18 protein-coding genes, 2 pseudogenes and 1 riboswitch are annotated in these 23,134 nt (G+C 35.9%); of the genes and pseudogenes, 11 read left to right on the plus strand and 9 right to left on the minus strand.

Translation table 11 applies throughout. The annotated features are described in order from the left end of the window. Positions 1-565: 565 nt before the first annotated feature. Positions 566-2,893 (plus strand): calcium-binding protein, encoded by a 2,328-nt coding sequence (locus ACP6PM_RS10885; RefSeq protein WP_426584486.1) that lies wholly within the window; start codon positions 566-568, stop codon positions 2,891-2,893. 112 nt (positions 2,894-3,005) lie between these two features. On the opposite strand, the gene ACP6PM_RS10890 is transcribed toward ACP6PM_RS10885, so the two are convergent. From ACP6PM_RS10890 to ACP6PM_RS10905, 4 genes are all read right to left on the minus strand, one after another. After that, on the minus strand, positions 3,006-3,146 hold the full coding sequence (locus tag ACP6PM_RS10890; protein ID WP_426584488.1) for a hypothetical protein: 141 nt from the start codon (positions 3,144-3,146) through the stop codon (positions 3,006-3,008). After that, positions 3,112-3,396 (minus strand): helix-turn-helix domain-containing protein, encoded by a 285-nt coding sequence (locus tag ACP6PM_RS10895; RefSeq protein WP_426584490.1) that lies wholly within the window; start codon positions 3,394-3,396, stop codon positions 3,112-3,114. The genes ACP6PM_RS10890 and ACP6PM_RS10895 overlap by 35 nt, the downstream gene beginning before the upstream one ends. A 206-nt stretch (positions 3,397-3,602) precedes the next feature. Next, positions 3,603-4,457: a M48 family metallopeptidase gene (locus tag ACP6PM_RS10900; protein ID WP_426584492.1), complete on the minus strand. Its 855-nt coding sequence runs from the start codon at positions 4,455-4,457 to the stop codon at positions 3,603-3,605. 186 nt (positions 4,458-4,643) lie between these two features. After that, the gene (locus ACP6PM_RS10905; protein ID WP_426584494.1) at positions 4,644-4,778 is read right to left on the minus strand and encodes a hypothetical protein; all 135 of its coding nucleotides are present in this window, start codon (positions 4,776-4,778) and stop codon (positions 4,644-4,646) included. 679 nt (positions 4,779-5,457) lie between these two features. Between ACP6PM_RS10905 and ACP6PM_RS10910 the strand changes: the two genes are divergently transcribed. Further along, positions 5,458-5,985 carry a DUF4330 domain-containing protein gene (locus ACP6PM_RS10910; protein ID WP_426584560.1) on the plus strand — a complete coding sequence of 176 codons (528 nt, stop codon included), beginning with the start codon at positions 5,458-5,460 and terminating at the stop codon, positions 5,983-5,985. Positions 5,986-6,078: 93 nt separating this feature from the next. Next, a complete protein-coding gene (locus tag ACP6PM_RS10915) occupies positions 6,079-6,471 on the plus strand; it encodes a four helix bundle protein (protein WP_426584496.1) in 393 nt (130 codons plus the stop codon). Positions 6,472-6,582: 111 nt separating this feature from the next. On the opposite strand, the gene ACP6PM_RS10920 is transcribed toward ACP6PM_RS10915, so the two are convergent. Next, on the minus strand, positions 6,583-7,383 hold the full coding sequence (locus ACP6PM_RS10920) for a class I SAM-dependent methyltransferase (RefSeq protein ID WP_426584498.1): 801 nt from the start codon (positions 7,381-7,383) through the stop codon (positions 6,583-6,585). 1,025 nt (positions 7,384-8,408) lie between these two features. Between ACP6PM_RS10920 and ACP6PM_RS10925 the strand changes: the two are divergent. Together ACP6PM_RS10925 and ACP6PM_RS10930 are read left to right on the plus strand one after the other, a co-directional pair. Continuing rightward, a pseudogene (locus ACP6PM_RS10925) lies at positions 8,409-8,516 on the plus strand (helix-turn-helix domain-containing protein); the annotation flags it as partial. 210 nt (positions 8,517-8,726) lie between these two features. Further along, positions 8,727-8,948, plus strand: a complete 222-nt coding sequence (locus tag ACP6PM_RS10930; RefSeq protein WP_426584562.1) for a transposase family protein — start codon at positions 8,727-8,729, stop codon at positions 8,946-8,948. 599 nt (positions 8,949-9,547) lie between these two features. Here the strand turns inward: ACP6PM_RS10930 and ACP6PM_RS10935 are convergent. Beyond that, positions 9,548-9,910: a hypothetical protein gene (locus ACP6PM_RS10935; RefSeq protein ID WP_426584500.1), complete on the minus strand. Its 363-nt coding sequence runs from the start codon at positions 9,908-9,910 to the stop codon at positions 9,548-9,550. A 108-nt stretch (positions 9,911-10,018) separates the two neighbouring features. After that, positions 10,019-10,189, minus strand: a riboswitch (cyclic di-AMP (ydaO/yuaA leader). A 374-nt stretch (positions 10,190-10,563) separates the two neighbouring features. Here ACP6PM_RS10935 and ACP6PM_RS10940 point away from each other — a divergent pair. Further along, positions 10,564-10,788, plus strand: coding sequence for a hypothetical protein (locus ACP6PM_RS10940; protein ID WP_426584502.1), 225 nt, complete (start codon positions 10,564-10,566; stop codon positions 10,786-10,788). Between the two features lie 60 nt (positions 10,789-10,848). On the opposite strand, the gene ACP6PM_RS10945 is transcribed toward ACP6PM_RS10940, so the two are convergent. After that, on the minus strand, positions 10,849-11,355 hold the full coding sequence (locus ACP6PM_RS10945; protein WP_426584504.1) for a pentapeptide repeat-containing protein: 507 nt from the start codon (positions 11,353-11,355) through the stop codon (positions 10,849-10,851). 1,260 nt (positions 11,356-12,615) lie between these two features. Between ACP6PM_RS10945 and serS the strand changes: the two genes are divergently transcribed. Then, positions 12,616-13,893: a serine--tRNA ligase gene (serS, locus tag ACP6PM_RS10950; protein WP_426584506.1), complete on the plus strand. Its 1,278-nt coding sequence runs from the start codon at positions 12,616-12,618 to the stop codon at positions 13,891-13,893. A 1,033-nt stretch (positions 13,894-14,926) separates the two neighbouring features. On the opposite strand, the gene ACP6PM_RS10955 is transcribed toward serS, so the two are convergent. Then, positions 14,927-15,784 carry an alpha/beta fold hydrolase gene (locus ACP6PM_RS10955; RefSeq protein ID WP_426584508.1) on the minus strand — a complete coding sequence of 286 codons (858 nt, stop codon included), beginning with the start codon at positions 15,782-15,784 and terminating at the stop codon, positions 14,927-14,929. Between the two features lie 139 nt (positions 15,785-15,923). Between ACP6PM_RS10955 and ACP6PM_RS10960 the strand changes: the two genes are divergently transcribed. The 3 genes and pseudogenes from ACP6PM_RS10960 to ACP6PM_RS10970 all read left to right on the plus strand — a co-directional run bounded on the left by ACP6PM_RS10960 (position 15,924) and on the right by ACP6PM_RS10970 (position 20,967). Then, positions 15,924-16,745 (plus strand): hypothetical protein, encoded by an 822-nt coding sequence (locus tag ACP6PM_RS10960; protein ID WP_426584510.1) that lies wholly within the window; start codon positions 15,924-15,926, stop codon positions 16,743-16,745. 504 nt (positions 16,746-17,249) lie between these two features. After that, positions 17,250-20,139: pseudogene (locus tag ACP6PM_RS10965) on the plus strand (SUMF1/EgtB/PvdO family nonheme iron enzyme). A 615-nt stretch (positions 20,140-20,754) separates the two neighbouring features. After that, complete coding sequence (locus ACP6PM_RS10970; RefSeq protein ID WP_426584512.1) at positions 20,755-20,967, plus strand: hypothetical protein; 213 nt, start codon at positions 20,755-20,757, stop codon at positions 20,965-20,967. 95 nt (positions 20,968-21,062) lie between these two features. Here ACP6PM_RS10970 and ACP6PM_RS10975 read toward each other — a convergent pair whose 3' ends face one another. Beyond that, on the minus strand, positions 21,063-21,362 hold the full coding sequence (locus ACP6PM_RS10975) for a hypothetical protein (protein WP_426584514.1): 300 nt from the start codon (positions 21,360-21,362) through the stop codon (positions 21,063-21,065). A gap of 469 nt (positions 21,363-21,831) precedes the next feature. Here ACP6PM_RS10975 and ACP6PM_RS10980 point away from each other — a divergent pair. Further along, on the plus strand, positions 21,832-23,134 hold a 1,303-nt coding region (locus ACP6PM_RS10980; protein ID WP_426584516.1), incomplete at its 3' end, for a RecQ family ATP-dependent DNA helicase.

Consider the following 23,134-nt stretch of genomic DNA (forward strand, 5'->3'; position numbering starts at 1 on the left):
GGTTATGGCACTTAGAAATACAGTTAATTACAGCAGGCAGAGGATAGGGAAATAAGAGCATTTTTTTACCTTTTTTTCCCATATATTTTCTGACTATCCTGAATTCTGTGCCAAAAGCACCCACATATACTCAAGATACCAAATGGGTTCTATGTGTAAAAAGATTTCCTGAATAAAACTGAATAAAACTGAATTTTTCTGTCTTGATTTTTTCAGCAACTGAACAAAACTGAATTTTTCTGAACTTTCCTGAATAAAAATCTACGACATTTGTTGTATATATACGCCAAAATACTTAGCTAAAAGTCATAATTTTTTAGACAAATTTATTTTTTTAGTTACTGAAAAATATCTGTATTTCAGAACTAGACTTGATTATCAGTAAATTTATTTTTTTTGCCAATCTCAAAAAAAGTTCAGTTTTATTCAGGTGGAAAATTCCTGAATAAAACTGAACTTTTCTGTATTGTTTTTTCCGGAAATTGCTGCGATAGTAGTTTGAACAACGGAAAGACAAAAACATCTTTCCAATGCCAACAAAAATTATATTTGAAGGAGAAAAAAAATGGCAGAAACTATCTTTAATGAACAAGTATCTCCAGTTTACTTTGGACTAGGTCGCTTCGCACTCCGAATTGTAGAGGAATCAACCCCCTACACTATGCCACCACAAGCATACCAGACAAACTTTTCAAATAATATTCATCGGCACGATCCTGGTAATGACATAATACATGAAACCAGGAAAGAGAGGAAAGCTCTAGGCTTGGACTATAAAAACGTTCATGTGAAGGAATTTCTCTCTTACTCTACTATTAATGGCAACGATCATGATAACGACATTACCGGCGCACAGCCACGGCACTATGTTTGGAGTTATCGAATTGGTTTGGGCGACTATCAGACTAGTCAAAGGAATTGGGATGGTACCTTCGACGATGAAATTAATGGAGGAAAAGGAAACGACGTTATTAAAGGTTTGAAGGGGAATGATACTCTCAGAGGTGAGGAAGGTAATGATGCACTTCGTGGTGGAGAAGGAAGTGACAGTCTTGACGGAGGAATCGGCAATGATGCACTTCATGGCGGAGAAGGAAGTGACAATCTTGACGGAGGAATCGGCAGTGACTTATTGTACACAGGCCCTCTAACTAATGGCGAAAAGGATACACTGACAGGGGGTGCAAATGCTGATACCTTCTTTTTAGGAGATGCTACCACCCCGCCAGATAATGACCCTGTCACTACAGGAAAAGGTTTTGACTGGGGAAAGCTAGGTTTAAGCATAGCTGGAGACATTACTGACTTATTCTTCACAGCTATTCCATTCTTGACGCCTTTCAAAAAGACGAAAGAAGTCGTGCCAATGCTATTTGATGTAGCCAAAGCCACCTCAAATAACGTTACAGCCCCAGTTGAAAAAGGCGCAAACGATCAAGAAAAGGGTTCTGCTACTATTACAGACTTCAACCCTACCGAGGATGTCATATTTATTCCTCTACCATCGGATGGTGATATCTACATTGATGAAAATAGCAGTGGTACAAATCTATTCAAGGTTTTTCAGGATACAGACAAAACTGATGTGATTGCAACTGTTCAACTATCTAATGACTTTAATAATCTTGAAGGTTACTCAAACGGCAAACTTCAGTCAAGCTGGTTTGATATTCTTGAACGCAACGCATTAATTCTTGATTCTAGTGATGCCAAAGATTACAAAAGTAATACACTACTGGATATTGAACAATCAGATATCGAAAACCTAGGAACAAACAAATTTCTAGTTCTGGGAGCCTATTCCGGACTTGATATCAAGGGTAGCAATAATGCTGACTATTCCTATGGAACCCAATTTGGTGATGTTCTCTATGGCTATGAAGAGTCAACATTAGCAAATACAGCTGGTAATGATGTGATGTATGGATTTGAGGGCGACGATGTGTTTTTTGCGGGACAAGGTAACGACCGTATTGATGGTGGTGATGGTTCTGATACAGCGAACTATATGGACTCTACATCAGGTATCATTATTAACTTAGAGAATGGGGAGAACAATGATGATGGCTTCGGTACAAAAGACACGTTAAACAGCATTGAGAATATTTTCGGTAGTAAGCATGATGATAATATCACTGGAGACGATAAGGATAACGTTTTAGTTTCTAGAGAAGGAAACGATACTCTGACTGGTAATGGTGGTAACGATACTTTCATGCTCTCTAGTGGAGAAAAGACAATCACAGATTTCAATCCTGCTGACGATAAGATTCAGATTGATATTCAAGACTATTATGATGCCTCTAATAATCAGGTAAGTTTTGATGTTAATCACTCTGAGGATACTCTGACTATTTCTGTGTCCAATCAGACAATTACCCTGAACAATATTGCTAGTTCTGAAGTTGCAGATGTATTAAAAGATATTGAGTTCATTGGAACAGAAAAACTTCAGGGTACAAATAATCAAGATATTCTCATTGGCAATGATAGCAATAACAATATTGGCAATAAAGGTGGTTCGGATTATGCCTATGGCGGTGGAGGCAATGATTGGCTCGGAGGTCAAAACGGTCAAGATGTCCTGATAGGAGGAGACGGTTTCGATACTTTGCAAGGCTATCAAGGCAATGATACCTTGATTGGTGGTGCTGGTAATGATAATTTTGCTTTCCGTGGGGCTGCACGCTCTAATGGAATTGACACAATTCTGGACTTCAGTGCTTCTGAAGGGGATTTGATTCGGATCGATCAAAGTGCTTATGGTATTAGCGATCTCGGTGCAGTCAGCTTTGATAACTCAACTAATGAATTGTCGGTTAATGGCTCTGCGATCGCAATTCTGGAAAATCAATCTGGCTTTAATCTTAACAGTCATGTTTCTCTGTTCTAGCTCAAACCTCACAGGAGATCGCTGAATTCCAAATTTTGATTTTAAGTTCTTGACTTACAGCGGTTTTCATATGAATAAACCACAATGTTCAAACCAACCCACGGCATCATCTTCAGTAATTTGAGCGATGTAGCTGCCGTACTTGCTCCGCCAACGCTAAACTAATAACTCGATCCAATTGTTCTGAAGTTCGGGCCTCATAAGAGCGGAGGAAATTTTTAAATTTTGACCAGCATAATTCTATAGGTGACAAATCTGGAGAGTAAGCTGGTAAGAATATTAAGCTGAATTAAAAAATCAAAATTATTCTCAATTTTAGTTTTTGGTCCTCCTCCATGTTGTTTTGGATTCACAATTCCTGTGTTTCGATAATGCCGTAATAAATTACGGACAAAAGTCAAACTAACTTGAAATCTTTGTGCTATTTGACGTTGAGAACCTTCTTTGTTTTGATAGGCTCTAATCACAGGTCGGCCTAAATTTTGTGAATATGGTCTGGCCATTTTTTTCGTTTGGCGTTGGCGGAGTAAGTGCGGCAGCTATATCGCTCTAGATAACTATTTTGTCTTTAGTTAAATTTTACACTTTTGTGGTTGACTCATATGAAAAGCGCTGTAATACTGGAGTTTAGACCAAAGTAAAGTTTGGTCTAAACTCTCCATATGGCTTGTCTCTTAGTCTACATAAGCAATAAAATCTATAACTAGCACTAAGGAACTAACCTACTTACAATTACCTGATAACGTCTTTCATCCAACCCATCACCATTGTAAGCTAGTTCAGGATCAACCATTTGTTTCATCTGAGAAATTCGCGCTGATGTTGCTGGGTGAGTGCTAAGAAAAGATGGTGGCGAACTTTTCCTCAGCAATTTTTCCATAAATGTAATTGCACCATATTGAGCATATCCTGCTCTTCCCAAGGTTTCAATACCAACTTGATCTGCTTCAAATTCTGCCTGGCGACTTTTGGGGCGACGTAATGCTAATTCTACCCCCAGTTGAACTGCAACATTATTATCTACACCTGCTGCAGTAGCTAAACCTTGTGCTAATAATGTTCGACGTAATTGTTTCACCGCATGGCGTTCAGTAATATGAGCAATTTCATGGGAAACAACACTAGCTAATTCTGCTTCATTATCAGCAGCTTTCATTAAACCAGTATGGATATAAACAAACCCTCCCATAGTTGCAAAAGCATTTATACTATCATCCTCTACTACCTGAAAAGTATAGGGAATATCTGAACGAGGACTTGCTGCAACTAATCTTTGCCCAATTCTATTAATATATTCGTTTGCTGCGCGATCGCGATAAAGTTTAACATCTCCCCTTCTCAATAACTGTTGATTAATTTGTTTACCTAGTTCAACTTCTTGAGGGTCAGATAGGTTAGAAATTGACATCATCTGAATACCCTGAAAAATTAATTCCCTCCAAGGAATAGCTTGAGTAGGAGATGCTGTACCTGCACATAAACTAGCAGCGACCATGATGGATATTAGTGGGTATGATATTCGGCGATAGGAAGATTTAGAAATCAAAGATAATTTTTTCAACATGGGCTTTTTTTATTCAGAGGTAGTAGATTTTGAATTTACCAAGATGTCATAAATTAGCGAATGATTTTCTGCCAATCTTATGATTAACTACAAAAGTTATATATAGCTTTTCCGCAAACATAAAAGTTTATTTTTTCTAGAAGATAAGGGAGTTTAGTTAATAAAAAACTTCCTTATCTTCATCCTTTAGACTAATTTTTGTCGTAAGTTATAGTAATCTTTCTCTGAGGATTTTTTGGGATAAATATCATTAATTTGATTTACTATACCTTGTTTAGCCATCCAAAAATGCTGATAATACTCATATAAATTTATCCACATTCTCTAATAGACCTCTCCAGAAAAGAGGGAACAGGGAACAGGGAACAGGGAACAGGGAACCTACCCCTAACCCATCCCGGGAGGGGAATAATTGATGATTTATGGATAATAATTGATTTTATATTTTATTTTTGGAGATGTCTAATAATGGATAGTTTAAGTAGGTAGGCACGAATAAACATTACTATGTAACGAAATGTTAAAGCAGTTGAAACCCTTGAGATTGCTTCCTTCCGCTCTGCTTCAGTCGCTTCGGACGTACTTATAAATTTTTTCACCTACCTACTTATGTGGTAAATAAAAAAAATAGGACGTTGAGGCAATCTTGTCTTTAAAACATGTGCGTGTCCGAGGCAACATCGGGAACTGGGAAACGAGAAGCTCATACTATACCGCAATGTTAGTGTGGGAGTAGTTACTAATCTTGACTTTGTGCCTAGACAACTAACTATATACTATATGAGATATTCTGGAGGAGTATCAAAAGCTCACCTTATAATCGGGCAATTTAATATTGACAGGACTTACGCAGAAAGAAGGTTTATGAACTAAAATTTGCAATATCAAGCATTAAATTAGGGTAATAAATTAGGGTAATAAATCCAGTTTATTGGTTGGGGTGCGTAAGTTCTAGTTGAGTAGTTTACTTTTGTCAAAATCAAAATTAAGTTATGAAGTTATGAAAATTCTGGATTCTCAAGGACGATTATTTGGTAAAGTCAGTGTCTTAGACGTTGGCGCTGTGTTAATAATTTTCATGGTATTATTGGGAATATTTTTCTTTCCTGGTACTAATAAAAATTCTGTTGCTCAAGTGGGTAATATTGTGACTAAACCAGTTGAAGTAGATGCTATTGCTCTAGGTTTAAAAGGTCGTTACCCTGAAAAATTATTAAAGGAAGGGGAAAAAACTCAATTGATTATTAGGAATCAACCTTATGGAGAAGTTGACCTAAAATCTGTAGAATTTTTGACTCGAAAAGTAGCAGTTCCTCAACCGGATGGAACAGTAAAAGCTTTACCCGATCCTAGAGATAAAGAACTATTTAGTCGGAATGTTTTATTAACATTGGAAGGTAAAGGTAGAGTTACTGATGATGGTCCTATTTTAGGAAATATTAAGGTAAAAATTGGGATGACAATTGAGCTAGAAGGTAGGGACTATAATTTTAATGCTAGTGTGATTGATGTGCGAGTACAAGAGTAATTTCAGGGATAATTAGGGTAAGAGGTGTGGGAAGTGTGGGAAGTGTGGGAGGTGTTGGAGGTGTCAGGGAAATAGTTGTGATTAAATTTTAAAATGGAAGAAAAAGGTAAAAAGTATTTTAGAACTCACGAGGATTTAGCTATTTATAAATTGGCATTCTCAGTAGCGATGGAAATTTTTGAGCAGTCTAAAAAGTTCCCAGTAGAAGAAAAATACTTTTTGACTGACCAAATTCGCCGTTGTTCTCGTTCAGTCTGTGCAAATATGGCAGAAGTTTGGAGAAAATGCAGATATAAAGCTGCTTTTGTTGCTAAATTAAATGACTCTGAAGCAGAGGTCGCAGAGGGTCAAGTTTGGTTAAAATTTGCAGTCAAATGTCAGTACATTAAAGTTGAAAAAGCAAGAGAACTTTATGAAACTTACAATCAAGTTCTCAGTAGATTAGTCAAGATGATTACCCATCCTGATGATTGGTTACTTGACTAACTCTCCACATTTCCCACACATCTTAATTTTTACATGGCTGTGAACTTCTCACCCTTCCCACTCTTCCCACACTTCCCACACTCCCCAGACTTCCCACCCTTCCCAAACTCTCTACTTAGTAGCTACTACTGCTAAATTCCAAGCAAATCTTTTCATTAAAGGTAACTTTTTCAACACCACATCCAACTTTTCTAATCTACGATACATTGCTTCTAAACGCTGATGTTCAATAATAATTTTCTTCCAATAACGTTCTTTATTTGGATCGACTTTTTCAATTAAATAAAACCTGAGAAAAATCCACAGCGTCCCTAACCAAAAAGTATCATAAGCTGTTTCTGAATAGAGAGATTTAACAAAATCAACAATATTAATATCTAGAGGTGTTTCATCCTCAGTTCTCACTTTTGTCGCAATGCGTCGATAAACATTAATGACTGGATTATGTTTCAGCGGGTCCCAAAAACAAGCTTTGCCACCAGGTTTAAGAACTCGGTGCATTTCCCTAATAGCTAATGTCGGATTTGGTAAATGGTGAAGTAAGTTGGAAGCGTAAACAAAATCAAAAGTATGATCGGGAAATTCTAATGCCATAGCATCCATAACTTTTCCTTCAACTTTTACACCATTTTTTTCCGCCAAATTAACAGCAACATCTACCATTCCTGGAGAATAATCTGTTGCTAAACACCGCGCTCCTTTTTTGGCAAAATAAACACTATTTTCTCCTGCACCACAACCTAAATCTAACAAGTATTTATCTGTTAAATCTCCCATTTGTTTGAGGATAAATCTGTTTTCTGGTGCGGTACAACTTTCAAAATAATCAACTACTCGGATACCTTCAATATCAATAGTTGATGCCCAGATATCATGGAATTTTCGTTCTTTAGCTAATATTTCGTCTTGCATTTTTTAGATAGTTATCCATTTTTATCTATTTTACTACTTACCACTACTTTCTGATAAAATCAAAATAGATATATTTTTTAAATAGAAGTACATTTTTTTTGGCCTTGCTGAACCAAGGGATGAATCTTTACACACAAGGTAAATCCCATCTTTTATTTCCTATTTCTCTAAAACTATAACTCCAATTCGCAAATATGCAACGCCTTTTTTATTATTAGACATAGGCGTGAAAAAGATATATATTTTTTGCGACTAGTAGGGAAAACTTAACGCTTAACACTTAACAGGGAAGATATTTTCACGAAAAAGATACGAAAAATGATTTCGGAGAGTGAATTTTACAACTCTAGTTTGTCTTAAATAAAGATCAAGTTTATTTTCTGGAGAGGTCTATTCTAATAAACCTGATTGGGTGGTGGTGTATAGCAATGGTAAAGGAAGCACCGGGAGTGTGGGGAGATGGGGAGATGGGGAGTGTCGGAGAAATTAAAAAATATATATCCTCACCATTACCGAAAAATTTTGGTTTAAAGCCTCCCCTTGGATAGGGGATAATAAATAAAAATTTTCATGATTAGTCAATCCTATCCGTTTTCAAGGAGGGGTAATTATTAATTATTCATTATTAATTATTAATTATTAATTATTGAACATGCAGGACTACCCCTGATTGAAATGCAATAGGCAATAGTTCCAGAAGATAATAGACATCATAGACATCTCCGAAATATAAATATAATCTGGTTAAATAATATTTAATCAGCCTTTGTAAAGATTAAGAATATGGATTCAGTATTAGGGTATATAGAGAAACATCCCCAAGAAGTACAGGGATTAGTTGTCTCAATTACAACCAATTAAAACAGCTAATAAAGCAAGCGATCGCCTTACACACGCAAGGCCATTCAGAAGCGGAATTAAAAAAGACAAGAATTATCAAAAAAGGAGGTGGTCGTCAAACAAAGTTATCTTTTAAAGAACAAATATTACTGACTCTAATATATTTGTGATAATTAACAACATTTCAATTACTTGGTATCCAGTTTGGAGTGAGTGAAACAACAGCTAATGATACGTTTAATTATTTCCTGTTTTGGGGTAACTACTACCAGCAAGTTTACTTGAACAAGTAAAAAAAATTCTAATGAATACGAAATAATTAAAGAATTTTTAACAGGGTTTGAATTAATAGTTGATAGCCGTGAAAGCGTATATCCTCTGTAAGAGGCACAAGCTATAGAAAGACTAGGGGAATATCACTATTCAGAAAAAATATTCCAACAGGGAAGAAGAAAAAGCATACACGAAAAAATCAATTAATCGTTTGACCAGACCATAAAAATATTGTTGATGTTGTAGCAGGTAAACCAGGACCTAAAAGCGGCGTAAAATTGTTTCGTGAATCTCAAAAAGGATTGAGCCAAAATCAAAAGTTTAATGGCGATCGAGCTGATGAAGGAGAATCATCAATTAAAACTCCTCACAAAAAACCTAAAAAACAAGAATTAACTCCAGAACAAAAAGAAAGAAATAGAGAGTTAGCAAATGATGCGAATTTTTGTTGAATACTTAATTCCTCGACAGTAAAAATATTCCGAGTAGCTCAAGAAAGATTTAGATTGAACTCAAGTAAATATGAACAGATAATTATGACTATTTGTAGACTTGTTAGATTGGGAATATGCACATTTATTTTATAGCTATAATGAAATCAAATATTTCAACAATAAATTTATTTATATAGATACTATTTTTCTGCTAGTTATTAATAGTAAGTATCTCAAATGTCTATTTTTAGGTACAAAGTAACTACCTTCACGATTGAGCGTTGGTGGAGGGAGCAAGTGCGGCAGCTACATCGCAACTTAAAAGGTAGTGATAGTAGGAGTTTGGTTATTTTCGGAGATGTTTAATAGAGAGATGTCAAAAACATTAATGAGTAGCGCTATATCTGAAACCTTTACCCTCTCATAGCAACTTCCCTAACTTCTCAAATAATACCAAGTCCGGTTACTGAATATATTTGATGCTTAATAAGATTAAACCCTCTCCCCATCTCCAGAAAATGATACTCTATAAACCAAATTTAGTATAATAAGCACTACCTTGTGATGATATAACCTAACAAGGTAGCACTTATTAAATATTGAGATATTAAATTTAGTTAGACGGATGCGTAAGTTTGTTCTAACTGAGGAACAACTTCAGGAACAGACAAACTACTTATATAGTGAGTTTCATTAGAACAACTCCAGAGAGCTTGCGCTACTCCTAAGTATCCCTTGGAAACCTTAGATACATTGATCGCTGTACCGATAACTGTTGGTAAACAAGGACTAGGCATAAATGTTGTGACAAAGGTGTTAACCATAGACCACAAAATGATTATCCAAAAAAATCCTAATGCCGGCAATAAAATTAAGTCAGGCATAACGAAGCGACCGATGCGCTTCCATATAGCTTGTTGAGGTATTGCAATAACTACGGCAAGCGTCGCAAAAAGGGAATTATTCAGTTTTTCTGTCATTTTTCTAGATCGTCAGAGTCAGGTTTATCGGGCGCAACAAATCAGACCTATACCAACTAAGGATTCTGAATCGACAATCTGTCTAAATTGTTATAGAAGGTTGACTCTTCATTCTCCTCTCAATGCCTACGAAGTTAGCTGACGGGCTAGGGCTGAGAGATGCCCTTCTCTAGATCTTTCTCAAAGATTTCTATTCAGAGATAAGCCCCTTAATTTGGTTCCTCCGCTCCAGCAGCACTCTTGCTGTGCTTTTCGTGCCGGATTAGGCTGACTGTATTTTGCTTTTAAAATAATCTTAACTTCTCTAGAGCAACTTTGTCAACATTTTTTTACAAAAATTTTTGTGAATTTTATCAAAATTTTGAGTTTGGAATTTCAGATAATGTTGGGACATTATTAAACTATTATTTGCTCCAAAAAAGTAAGGTACACCTACTTTTATTCCTTTTCTGAATTCGGTTTTCCGGAAAATTAAAAATCTATACTCAACTAATTTGTAATCTGAGCCAGAAGCTCTGTTCTTAATCACACCATAATAGTGATTATAATCACCAAACTTTGTAAGTGTAATCGCTTACTGTGTTAATGTTATATCACTATATAATAATAAAAAATCCCCAATACTAGAAATGTAGAGTTCAAAGATGATTTTCATGTATCAAGAACCTCCTGTTTATCTCCTTCCATTTGCATTAGGAGACCTTTTTGCCAATGCTAATGCTACAGGCTGCATTACTTTGGCTGATCGTTATGGCTTAATGGCAGCTATATTTGATGAGTCTTTGCCAGAAGATGAAAAGCGCTCAATCGATCGGCTACTTCGGGCTATTTGTAAAGGACACATTAAAGTAATTGATGAGATATCTGCTATGGCATAAAACTATACCTAAATAATATTTTAGACTTAACTATAATATAAATTTTTTTAATCAATTTGATTAACAATCTCCTTTTTTACCATTAGGTAGAGTAGCTCCACATAAATCAGTTTCGTTTAATTTTGCTTGATTCAGATTTGCATTAGATAAATTGGCTCCATTTAACTTAGCTTTCTCCAGATATGCTTGGTATAAATCAGCCCAAGATAAATCAGCATCTTTCAGATTAGCCTGTCGCATAGTTGCACTGTGCATTATTGCACCTGACAAATTAGCTCCTGCTAAATTTGCCTCAATTAAATTCGCACTACTTAAGATGGCTCCTCTTAAGTTAGCATCTTTTAAGTTGGCTTTTTGTAAATTAGCTCCCAGTAAATTTGCTTCACTTAAATCAGCGTCACTTAAGTCAGCTTCGCTCAAATCACAACCAGGACATTCATAAGTAGATAATAAGCGCTGAATGGTTTTTATCCGTTCCATAGAATTAGATTTAGACTCAGCAAATACTGGAACAGTTAACCAAAATATTGTTAATAATGTAGTCGTCAATGGATATATAAATCTCATATTTTACTGCTTGGGAAATTAATAAATTTATGATTAGACCTTGGATTTGATTAGTATCATATCATAAAAATCCTAGAATAGGGAGTAGGGAATAGGGAAGAGGGAATAGGGAAAGAAAAAAATAATAAAAAAAGATGAAAACAAGTTTGATTTTGATAATTTATGGAATTTATATTTTTTTATTGCAGGAATAAATCACAAATTAAGATGTAACTGCCTATGCATGAATTTGGTATTATGCTCTTAGGTCGATAAGACTTCAGTATATTTATATAGTTAAATTTAGGTGATTTAGAAAATATCCGTATAATTAGGGAATAAAACATCAAGTAAAAGATATAAAGATTTTTTTTGGTAGAACAAACTATGCTTATTTTTATTGATTTTAAGAGAAATGCCGAGAAATGCGATTCCACAAAAATCCCTCAGTATATTTATAGATTAGGACTTATGCAAAGTAAAGGCTTTTCTATTCCTATTTTCTCGCTTAATGAAACTTCTAAAATGACAGTTTAAGATTTTTTTTATTAAGTCTAAATACTTAGACCAAATCGCCTTGTCAAAACCCCTTTACAAAAATTGGTCAAATTCTTTTAGAACGAGAATTTAGAGCTATTTCGATAATGGGGGTGTGGGAACAGGATTTAATATTACTCCAGTTCCTTTGCTTTTACATGCTACATTTTGTAGTGCAAAATGTGGGGTAACAATAATGTCAGCATTCAGCGGTCAGCTAGCCTCCTACGGAGGAACTACGTTAACAGCTAGCCTCCTGCGGAGGAACTACGTTAACAGCTTCATTACCTTTAAAAGAGGAAAAAGTAATAAGCTAGATTTCATGCTAATTAAAAGTTACTGTAAAACTTTATCAGTTAACCTTAAAAGTCTATCGGGCGTTGCACAATCAGGAATGATGAAATCCGAACATTTGATATTTTGGATAATTCTTTCCTCAATATATGTACAGTTGAAAATCTATTATCATTCTTTAATGTGCAACCCCGTCTATCGAGCTAAATCGTTCATTAAAAAGCTAAAAGCTGAAAGCTGACTGCTAATAGCTGTTTGCGTAGCATTCCGGAACGGAAATGCTTACAAAATAATTAACACCTTCCCAGGATGCTAATTATCAAAAAGGTTATTTAGCCCTTTTGAATTACTTAATAATTGAACTTTCACGATTACATAGCATTCTTTTTTCAAATTGGTATAAAGTAATATTCTGTTAAATAGGACAAATTAAGAGTATAGGAAAAAATTATGTTAGACATTAGACAAATTCGAGAAAATCCACAAACTGTACAAGAATTACTCAACCGTCGTGGAGAGTACAACTTACAACCAATTCTAGAGTTGGATGAAAAACAGCGACAACTAGAAACAGAGCGATCGCAACTCCAAGCTCGTAGTAACCAAGTTGGTAAACAGGTAGGGGAAAAAATTAAATCGGGTAGTGACCCTAAAGGTGCAGAAGTTCTAGCTTTAAAAGATGAGGGAAACCAACTCAAGGCTAAACTTAGCGAATTAGAACCTGAAGAAAAAGAGCTAAAAGCTAAAATAGAAGCTTTACTTTTACCTCTGCCTAATTTGCCTAGTGAGTCTACACCTTTAGGTAAAAGTGAAGCAGAAAATATAGAGGTTAAACGGTGGGGTGATGAATACATTCCTCAAAATCCTAAAATTATGCCTCACTATGAAATAGGAGAAAAATTAGGCATTCTTGACTTTGAGCGAGGTGTGAAAATTGCTCAAAGTCGTTTTGTTGCTTTGATGGGAGCAGGTGCAGCATTAGAACGCGCCATTATTCAATTCATGCTTAACCGTCATATTCAAGCTGGTTATGTTGAAGTTATGGCTCCTTTGTTAGTTAATAGTCAGTCTTTGACAGCTACAGGACAGTTACCAAAATTTGCGGAGGAAAGTTTTAAGTGTGCAGCAGACGACTTATGGTTAATACCTACTTCGGAAGTTTCAACTATGAATCTTTATCGGGATGAAATTTTAACTGCCGAACAACTACCTATTTATCATTGTGCTTTTACTCCGTGTTTTCGTCGAGAAGCTGGTGCTTATGGGAAGGATACTAGGGGGTTGATTCGACTCCATCAGTTTAATAAGGTTGAGATGGTAAAAATTGTGCATCCTGATACCTCTGAGGAGGAACATCAAAATTTGGTGGCAGATGCAGAGGCAATTTTGCAAGCATTGAAGTTACCTTATAGAATTTTAGAGTTGTGTACTGGAGATTTAGGTTTTTCCGCAGCTAAGTGTTATGATTTGGAGGTGTGGTTGCCGTCGTCAGGAACTTATCGGGAAATTTCTAGTTGTTCTAATGTGAAAGATTTTCAGGCGCGTCGGGCGAATATTCGGTTTAAGGAAGGGAAGAAGAAGGGGACTCAGTATGTTCATGCTTTGAATGGTTCGGGTTTAGCAGTGGGGCGAACTATGGCAGCTATTTTGGAAAATTATCAGCAGGTTGATGGTAGTGTGAAAATTCCAGAGGTTTTGCAACCTTATATGGGGCGCGAGTTTTTGTAACAAGAATTACACTTAAACAAGAAACCGGGTTTATTGCCCTGATTATTTTCAAATCAGGAAATTTTCTTGATAAACCTGTTTTCTAGACTTGGTTCCGCAGAAAAAAAAACCTACTATAGAACCCATTTGGTATCTTTTACTTTGATTTTCTTTTCTAATAACCTGAGCGATCGTGAAGCGAAACTGAGTTCTATGGCTCGGAAAAAATACTTCTATACTTTTTTAGTTGAATAAAAAATCATGCTTGTAGGCGAGCGACTCCAGATAGTTTTTATTGTATCACAATTTTTTTGGGGATGCAACTAAAAATCCTTTGACGCGGGAATTTTTTTCAGGAGCTTCATAAAATGAAAATGTGGGGAATTTTCCACCCTGGGAGGGATGGATAGAAAGATTTGAGATGGGAAAAGTAAGCATATAGTTTATCGGAAGCTCCACAGGATGAAAATATTCCAGGTATTGCTCCTGGAGTTAATTTAGTTGAATAAAAAATCATGCTTATAGGCGAGAGACTCCAGATAATTTTTATTGTATCACAATTTTTTTGGGGATGCAACTAAAAATCCTTTGACGCGGGAATTTTTTTCAGGAGCTTCATAAAATGAAAATGTGGGGAATTTTCCACCCTGGGAGGGATGGATAGAAAGATTTGATGATGGGAAAAACCAGCATATAGTTGATGAGAAGCTCTCACAGGATGAACAAGATGAAAATATTTCTGGTATTGCCCCTTTTCTAAAAGTGATCGTATATCTCTCATCTTCATAATTTAATTTTAGGGAATAGGGAATAGGGAGAAATCAGAAGTCAAAAGTTAACCGTTTCACGGAATTCAAAAGTCAAAAGTCAAAAGTCATGCATTATGATTTTATAGACTCATAACTTTTACGCGCTCAGTAGTTTCAGGAAATTATTTTACATCTAAAGTTTGAAACTATTTGTGACATTTTTCAAGTGAATTGGTATTAGTAAGGGTAATTTTGAGCAAGTATCCAAAAAAAATTCGCTTAAAAAGGCGAGATATTAGACTCAATTATGTTGAGAAACTCTCTAAAAATTCTGCTACTATCTGATTAAATTTTTCCGGTTCCACCAAAAACGCCCAATGATTTCCAGGAATTTTTTCCAGTTTTAAATTCCTTAAATACTTATAATAAGGCTTAATTTGTGCATCACTTTTATTTACACCTTTTTCTGGTTGAATAAACAAAGTCGGTACATCAATATATTCTGTTAAACCAGGAACTCGCATTACTTCTTCAAATATTTCATTCCTAGCAGGAACAACAAATTTACTTCCCCACTTTCCATCAGCTTTTTCCTCTATACTTTCTTGAAAAACTATTTGTTGAAATTCGCTCCAACCAGCATATTTTCCTAACTCCTTTGCCTGAGTTTCTGCCTCGGCAAAACTATCAAACGGACCCATACCTTTGAGAGTTTCCAAAGTTCGATAAAGAATAGGAAAAGTCACTTTCATAAATCCAGGCATTTTCCCAATAAAAACTGGGTCTGCCAAAATCATACTTTTAAATATTTCTGGATTTTGTTTTGCCCAGATACAAGCTAATTTTCCCGTCCAAGAATGACCTAAAATATGAGCTGAAGACCAGTTTAAATGTTTCATTAGTTCTTCTAAATCTGCAATTGTTGTCTGAAAACTATAACCATTTTCTGGTTTTCCACTTTCTCCATGACCGCGCATATCTGGCGCGATAATGTGATATTTATCTGCTAAATATTCTCCTAAACTTAGCCAGACTAAAGCTGAATCTGCTAAACCATGTAATAGTAAAAGTGGTTGTTTTTTATTTTGACTTTCTTCTGTCTGCCATTCTAGATAAGAAAGTTGAATGTCGGATAAGTTTAACGTTTTGCGAGTATAAACCATAGTTCAATATAAGAATTTAATATTGGGCGACACAATATTATAGCAAACATTTGTAGCACAGGCATCTTGCCTGTTATTTGTACTTCACTGAGATAAAAATCGCTATATAATATAGATATCATTTAAGAGTAGAATCAATATGAATAATTCATTTGATAATTTGGCAAATCAAGATAGCAGTATTAGTGACAATTCTGGTTTGCTTAACAATGATGATTTTTCCTCAACACCGGATGACATAAATCAAGAGTTAAATCAGAATTTAACCGATAGTTTCCATCAGCAACAGCAATTCGACTATCAAAATTCAGGTATTGGTTTAGGGGAAAATCAAGACTTGGCTCAAAATGATTTTTCATTCGATAATTTGGCAAATCAAGATAGTGGTATTAGTGACAATTCTCGTTTACTTAACAATGATTATTTTTCCTCAACACCGGATGAGATAAATCAAGATTTTGGTACAGATTTTTCTGGAGGAAATTCAGAATTTCCATTACCAGAAATTTCTAATTTTCAGCATGAGCAAAATAATTTAAGTTTAAGTTCTCAGACTTTGGAAAATCAAAATATTGGTTTATCTAGTCATCAGATAGAATATCAACCCACACTCTCTAATCAGTCAGTTTTGAATTCAGAAGTTTTACATTATTCTGACAATGAATATCCTTACACAACTATAGATAATGCAGGTAATGTTTACCTACATACAAAAAACGATATTAATGGTCATTATGCAGGTTATTTAAAAGGTCGTGAAGTTTATAACTCTGGTCATTATTATCTAGGATATGCAGGTACAGATAGTAAGATTTATGATAATCATAATCATGCTGTTGGTTGGGTAGATAATAATGGGAATATTTATAATAATGGAGGTATTAAAGTTCACCATACTAATAAAGGAGTAGTTGGTGCTGCTGCCTATTTATTATGTTCTTATTATGGTGGAGCAAATTAATTTTTTGGAAGGAAGAAGTAAGAAGTAAGAAGGAAGAAGAAGGAAGGAGGAAGGAGGAATAAAAAAATAACTTAATTCAACCTCAAATATTTGTGGGAGTTTGGAGGTTTTGGAGATTAGATAAATTTTTACCTAGATAATCTAGGTTAGGTTGAAGAGTATTCAGTGGAGGCGATATCCTAGATAAACCTAACATGAGAAAAGTAATTTCTTAGAAACTGAGATTGCTTCGGGGGTGCTTTTAATAAGAATCAGAAATTATTGTGGAACATCCCCCTCGCAATGACATATAATATAGGTTTGGTTGACGAAGGAAACCAAACATCAAGTAATTTCTTAGAAACTGAGATTGGTTCGGGGATACTTTTAATAAGAATCAGAAATGATGGTGAAATATTCCCCTCGCAATGACAAATAATCTAGGTTTGCTTGACACAGGAAACCCAACATTTATTAAACTTTTTTGACCTTACGAAAAATTTCAAATTACAGGAGGAAAAAAATATGGTTTTCCCTTTACCTTTACTTCCATTTGCTATTAGTACCGGAGCTGCTGCATGGAATGGAATAGTTAATGCCTTTAATGGTGCCTCTGGTAGAACAATGCAAAAAAATTTAGAAGGGCAACGACTTGTTCATCAAAAAGAATTACAAGAAAAACAAATAGTTGCTCAACTTAAAACAGAATATATGCGCACTATGACTCAGGTTAAGTTGCAGCAGAATAATCAAGAATTTCAACTAGACTTACAACGAAATAACCAAGAATTTCAAAGAGAGTTAGAAAGTCAACGTTTTGATCATCAAAATGAATTGCAAGAAAAACAAATAGCTGCACAATTTGACCTGGAAAATTATCGTCAATAATTTCAAGCGAAAATCGTCGAATACCAATGCCAAGAAAATCGGAAACTTCAAGAATTTATCAAAGCAGTAGATATGCAAATAGCTAAAAGCAACCAAGAATTTCAAGCATGGCTATTTCAACAAAACAAACAAGTACAAATAGAACTAGCTCAATATAACCGAGAAACTCAATTTTTTATCGCAGCATACCAACGAGAAGCTGCTCTAGAAATTGCAGCATATCAACGAGAAGTTGCCCTAGAAATGAAAGAATTAGATAACTACTGGCCAATCAAAAATTCTCCCCGGCAAATGCTCGAATCTCATAAAGGTAGAAATCCTGTTCCTGTACAAATAATTCTAGCGCCTCCAAAAATAGATTATGACCGTTTTGAACACCTAAATAAAACTTCTACTTCTGGATTTACTAAAGTAGAAAAACGTCTTTCCCAATGTTTAAAAAGTTTCCTACAAAAATACTATCCTCTAGAAAACGAACAACGACCTACAAAACTAATAGATCAAGGTTGGGAGAGTAGTCGTTTTGCTGGAGGTAGCGCAGTTACAACTATATTTAGTAGCTTAAAATCTGAACCAATAATATTACTGGAATCTGAAGTAGATGGATATTTAATTAATATTCACGTTGCCTATTGGAGTGGCGGACAAGAAATTGATCCTTTCTACAAAACTATAATTTCTCACTTGCATTATCCGAAAATTCTTTACGAATTTGCTATTCAACGTGCTTTACATTGGGAAACGAATGTTAAACAGAAACTTTTGGCAAAAGGGAAAACTGAAGAAGAGATAAATAAAAGATTTGGTGGAGATAATGCCTTAAATTTGAACATTTATCGAGAAAATCAAGAATTGGCAGCAGATGGCATAGATATCGAATGTCACTATAAAACTAATAGTGAAGACTTTGGCAAATTATCGGCTTTGTTAGGAGCTTATCATAATATTATTGTCGCCCTATTTACCGACATCCATTATTTAATTACTACTAATTTATCGCCACAGTTGCCAAAATTATTGCCGGAGTTAGAAACGGAATTTTCTGTAGATAAACGTTTGGCAGATGACCTGTTTCAAATGGTAGTTGAAAGTTATATTGGCAGTCTCAGAGCTATGGAAAAAGACCGCTCGGAATTAGTACCAGAATTTGCTGCGGATATTGCCTTTGGTTTGACTGGTTTATCTAATCCTACTTGGGCGGAACAAATGTTAGATTTTTCCCTGGAGTCTTGGCTAAATTCTCGTTATCTTTCTGTAGAGAATGGCAGAGAAAAATTTGACATGGTGGCTGAAAATTTACTGCCTCTGGATGGGGAATTTGTTGTTAAGGTTAATCGCTGTTTGGTTGGTTTGGCTAAGGAGAAAAAATTGAGCGTAATAAATTCTTGTTACCTGCGGGGAAGTGAGAAATTTAATCTAGAAAAATATCAGGAGGCAATTATTGATTTTGGCTACGTTATTGGTTTGAATCCTCAGTTTGCTGATGGTCATTATCGGCGAAGTTTGACTTATATTCAGTTGGCAAGATATCGAGAGGCGGTTGATGATTTGACTCAAGTTATAGCGTTGGATGCTACTCACGCTCAGGCATATAATTTTCGTGGTAATGCCTACTATAAATTAGGAGAATATCAGCAGGCGGTTGATGATTATAACCTGGCGATAAATTTGGGTTTGAATGAGGCGGTGAAAAATCGAGATGTTGCTCTGGGTGTTTGGGAGGAAATAGAGCGGAAAGAAAAAGGGGAACTCTTTATTTTTGAGGTAGTTACTGTCAACAATTCTGGGAAAATTATTAATCGTACCCAGGGAAGTGCTAGGCAAAAAATTGAAGACTTGGGTAATGGGATTAAATTAGAAATGGTTTATATTCCTGGGGGAAGTTTTATCATGGGGTCGCCAGAAAATGAGGCGGAAAGAAATTCTGATGAAGGTCCGCAACATCAAGTAACTCTTCAACCTTTTTATATGAGCAAATATCCTATTACTCAAAACCACTACCAAACCATTATGGGAAATAATCCTTCTAATTTTAAAGGAGGAAGTCGCCCAGTAGAAAGGGTGAGCTGGAATGATGCTGTAGAATTTTGCCAAAAGCTATCTCAGAAAACTGGGAAAATTTACACCCTCTCCAGTGAAAGTCAGTGGGAATATGCCTGTCGCGCCGGGACGACTACTCCTTTCTATTTTGGAGAAACTATAACGTCTGAGTTAGTTAACTATGAGGGAAAAATAGGACAAACAACAGATGTAGGAAGCTTCCCACCCAATGGCTTTGGTTTATATGATATGCACGGGAATGTCTGGGAATGGTGTCAGGATGCTTGGCATGGTAATTATGATGGAGCGCCTACTGATGGAAGTGCTTGGGAAACTGGGGGGGGATAGTAATAGAAGAGTGCTCCGTGGCGGTAGCTGGAGCTACTATTCTTGGAATTGTCGGTGTGCTTGGCGCGGTTATATCAATGCGGACATCCACAACGACCTTAGGGGTTTTCGTATCGTGTTGCCTGCCCCTCGTTCCTAGGAATCTTCCACTTTTTTCTTTTCCCTTTTTCTATCTTTCCTAAATCCATCGCTACATCTGTGGCAAAATCCTTGTCTGCTCTTTTCTTTTACCCTTTACCCTTGGGGGCGGGTTTATCTGATTAAATGTTGAGACTGATTAATTTAAACTGGAACCCGCCCCTACTATTGGAAAATTTTAGTTTAGTAGGTTGGGTTTAGTTCCTCAAGCCAACATTGGAAAAGTAATCTATTGTACTTGTCATGGCGAGAAATTTTTGCAGAGCCGAGGGAAGCCATTTCAAAATTATAGAGATTGCTTCGGGGGTCTTTTTGGTAGTAGTGAGAAATAATGGTGAAATGTTCCCCCTTGCTATTGCAAAGCTACGCTAACGCAATGACAGTACAAAAGTCATTGCGAGGGGAGGGGAAAAAACTTAGCTTTGGCTTTTCTATATTAATACCCCGAAGCAATCTCCATCCAAACTGATACCTGAGTTTAAAGCAGGTTAGGTGGAGGAACGAAACCTAACATTACCTAACTATATATATAGATATAAAATTCTTACTCTCGCATACCACAAAACAGTAAATCTATCAAACTGCCAAAACAGCAAGGGAGAAAAATTAGTCATTCATGGCAGAAAAAATCAACAAAATTACCTCTGAAAACAACAATATAATCAGCATTTCGCGCCTCAAAATTCAATTAAGCAATAACCCTCCTTTGGATTTTTCTCTCTCTTACCCTATCACAGAACCGAACCAAATAGCTGAAAATATTGAAACCTCGTTAGCCAAATCAAACAAAATTTCCCCTGATTTGTCATTAACCCCTGACAATATTTAAAATTTTCAAACTAAACAGCACAAACCTATAACAAAAACTTAGAGATATGGCGATCGCCTCCTAGACAACCAGGCAATAATCATTCTCTGAAGCACTCAAAAAAAATAGAGTGCCAAAAAAAGTGATCGCTTCCCAGACAACCAGCCAAATTCAACATTCTCTGAAGCACTCCCGAAAAAAGCATCACCTCTGAGGCAACCAGTCAAATCCAACATTCTCCAAGGCACTCCCGAAAAAAACGGCGCGTCGAAAAAAGCATCACCTCTGAGACAACCTGCCAAATTCAACATTCTCTGAAGCACTCCCGAAAAAAACGGCGCGTCGAAAAAAGCATCCCTTCCCAGACAACCAGTCAAACCCAACATTCTCTGAAGCACTCCCGAAAAAAGCATCACCTCTCAGACAACCTGCCAAAAATCATTCTCTAAAGCACTCCAAAAAAAACAGGGCGTCGAAAGTAGAATTAGGGTTGCAATTTCAAATTAACTCTGATAGAATAAATTTGGTGAGTGCAACTCGCCTATGCACTAGACTTTTTATTCAACACAGAAAAACGACAGGCCAGATGCCTATGGGACACAATCAAAACAACTGAAAGGCGATCGCTTCCCAGATAATTACCAATCAATCATTCTCTGAAGCACTCAAAATAGAGCGCCAAAAAAAAGCGATCGCTTCCCAGATAACTATTAAAAGCAAACATTTTATGAAGCACTCCAAAAAACAGGGCGTCGAAAGTAGAATTAGGGTTGCAATCTGAAATTAACTCTGATACAATAATATTAACTGGATCTACTCGCCCAAATACTAGACTTTTTATTCAACACAAAAAACCAACAGGCAAGATATCTGTGCCACAATATAATGGAAAACTCAGAACAAACATCCTGGAATACCGTCAAAGAAACATTCAAAAAAATCTGGGGATACGATGATTTTCGACAACCACAAGGAGAAATAATAAACTGCTTATTAACAGGAAAAGACGCCCTAATAATAATGCCAACCGGAGGCGGAAAATCAATATGCTTTCAACTTCCTGCCCTCCTAAAAACAGGTTTAACATTAGTCATTTCTCCCCTAGTCGCCCTAATGGAAAACCAAGTACAAGAACTAAGCGATCGCTCCCTACCCGCTGCCTTACTCCACAGTCAACTTAACCCCCAAAAAAAACGACAAACATTCCAAAAATTAGAACAAAATAAACTTAGATTACTCTACCTTTCCCCAGAAACATTATTCAACCAAAAAATCTGGAATTTACTATCTCAACCCCAGACAAAAATCAACGGTTTAATATTAGATGAAGCCCACTGCTTAGTACAATGGGGAGAAACATTTCGCCCTGCCTATAGACGTTTAGGAGCAGTCAGATCGGCACTAATAAAATCAAAACCACCAGGTACAAACCTTGCCATTGCAGCCTTCACGGCTACTGCCGATCCTCAAGCACAAAAAATTATCAAAAACACCTTACAACTACAAAACCCAACACCATTTTTACTTAGCCCCTACCGAAATAACTTACATCTAAAAATTCAACATATTTGTACTCCTAGAAGTCGCCGTCAACAATTATTTAAGTTTATCAAAGCTAGAGAAAAACAAGCAGGTTTAGTTTATGTCAGAACCAGAAAAGACAGTGAGAAATTAGCAGAAATATTACGAGAAAAAAATTATCAAACTACAGCTTATCATGCAGGATTAAGTGGAGAAGAAAGAAGACATATTGAAAAAGCCTGGATAGGTGGAGAAATAAATTTTGTAGTTTGCACTTCTGCCTTTGGAATGGGAATAAATAAACCAGATGTACGGTGGGTAATACATTTTCAAGCACCATCACTTTTATCAGAATATATTCAAGAAGTTGGCAGGGGAGGTAGAGACGGAAAACCAGCAGAAGCTTTAACTTTAATTAGCGAACCGACTGGTTGGTTAGACCCAGAAGATAAACAGAGGCAAAAATTTTTAGCAGATAAATTGAAGTCGCAATATCAAGCAGCAGAAAAATTAATTAAGCAACTACCAACCACAGGAAATATTGATAGTTTGATAGATGAATTTCCTAATGGAGCGATCGCTCTATCTATTTTGCATTCTTCTGGAAAGTTAAGATGGCGCGACCCGTTTAACTATATTATTAATAAGTCTGGTAATGGTAAAAAAG

The sequence above is a fragment of the Dapis brunnea BLCC-M229 genome, from assembly GCF_050015995.1.
Taxonomy (GTDB): domain Bacteria; phylum Cyanobacteriota; class Cyanobacteriia; order Cyanobacteriales; family Microcoleaceae; genus Trichodesmium.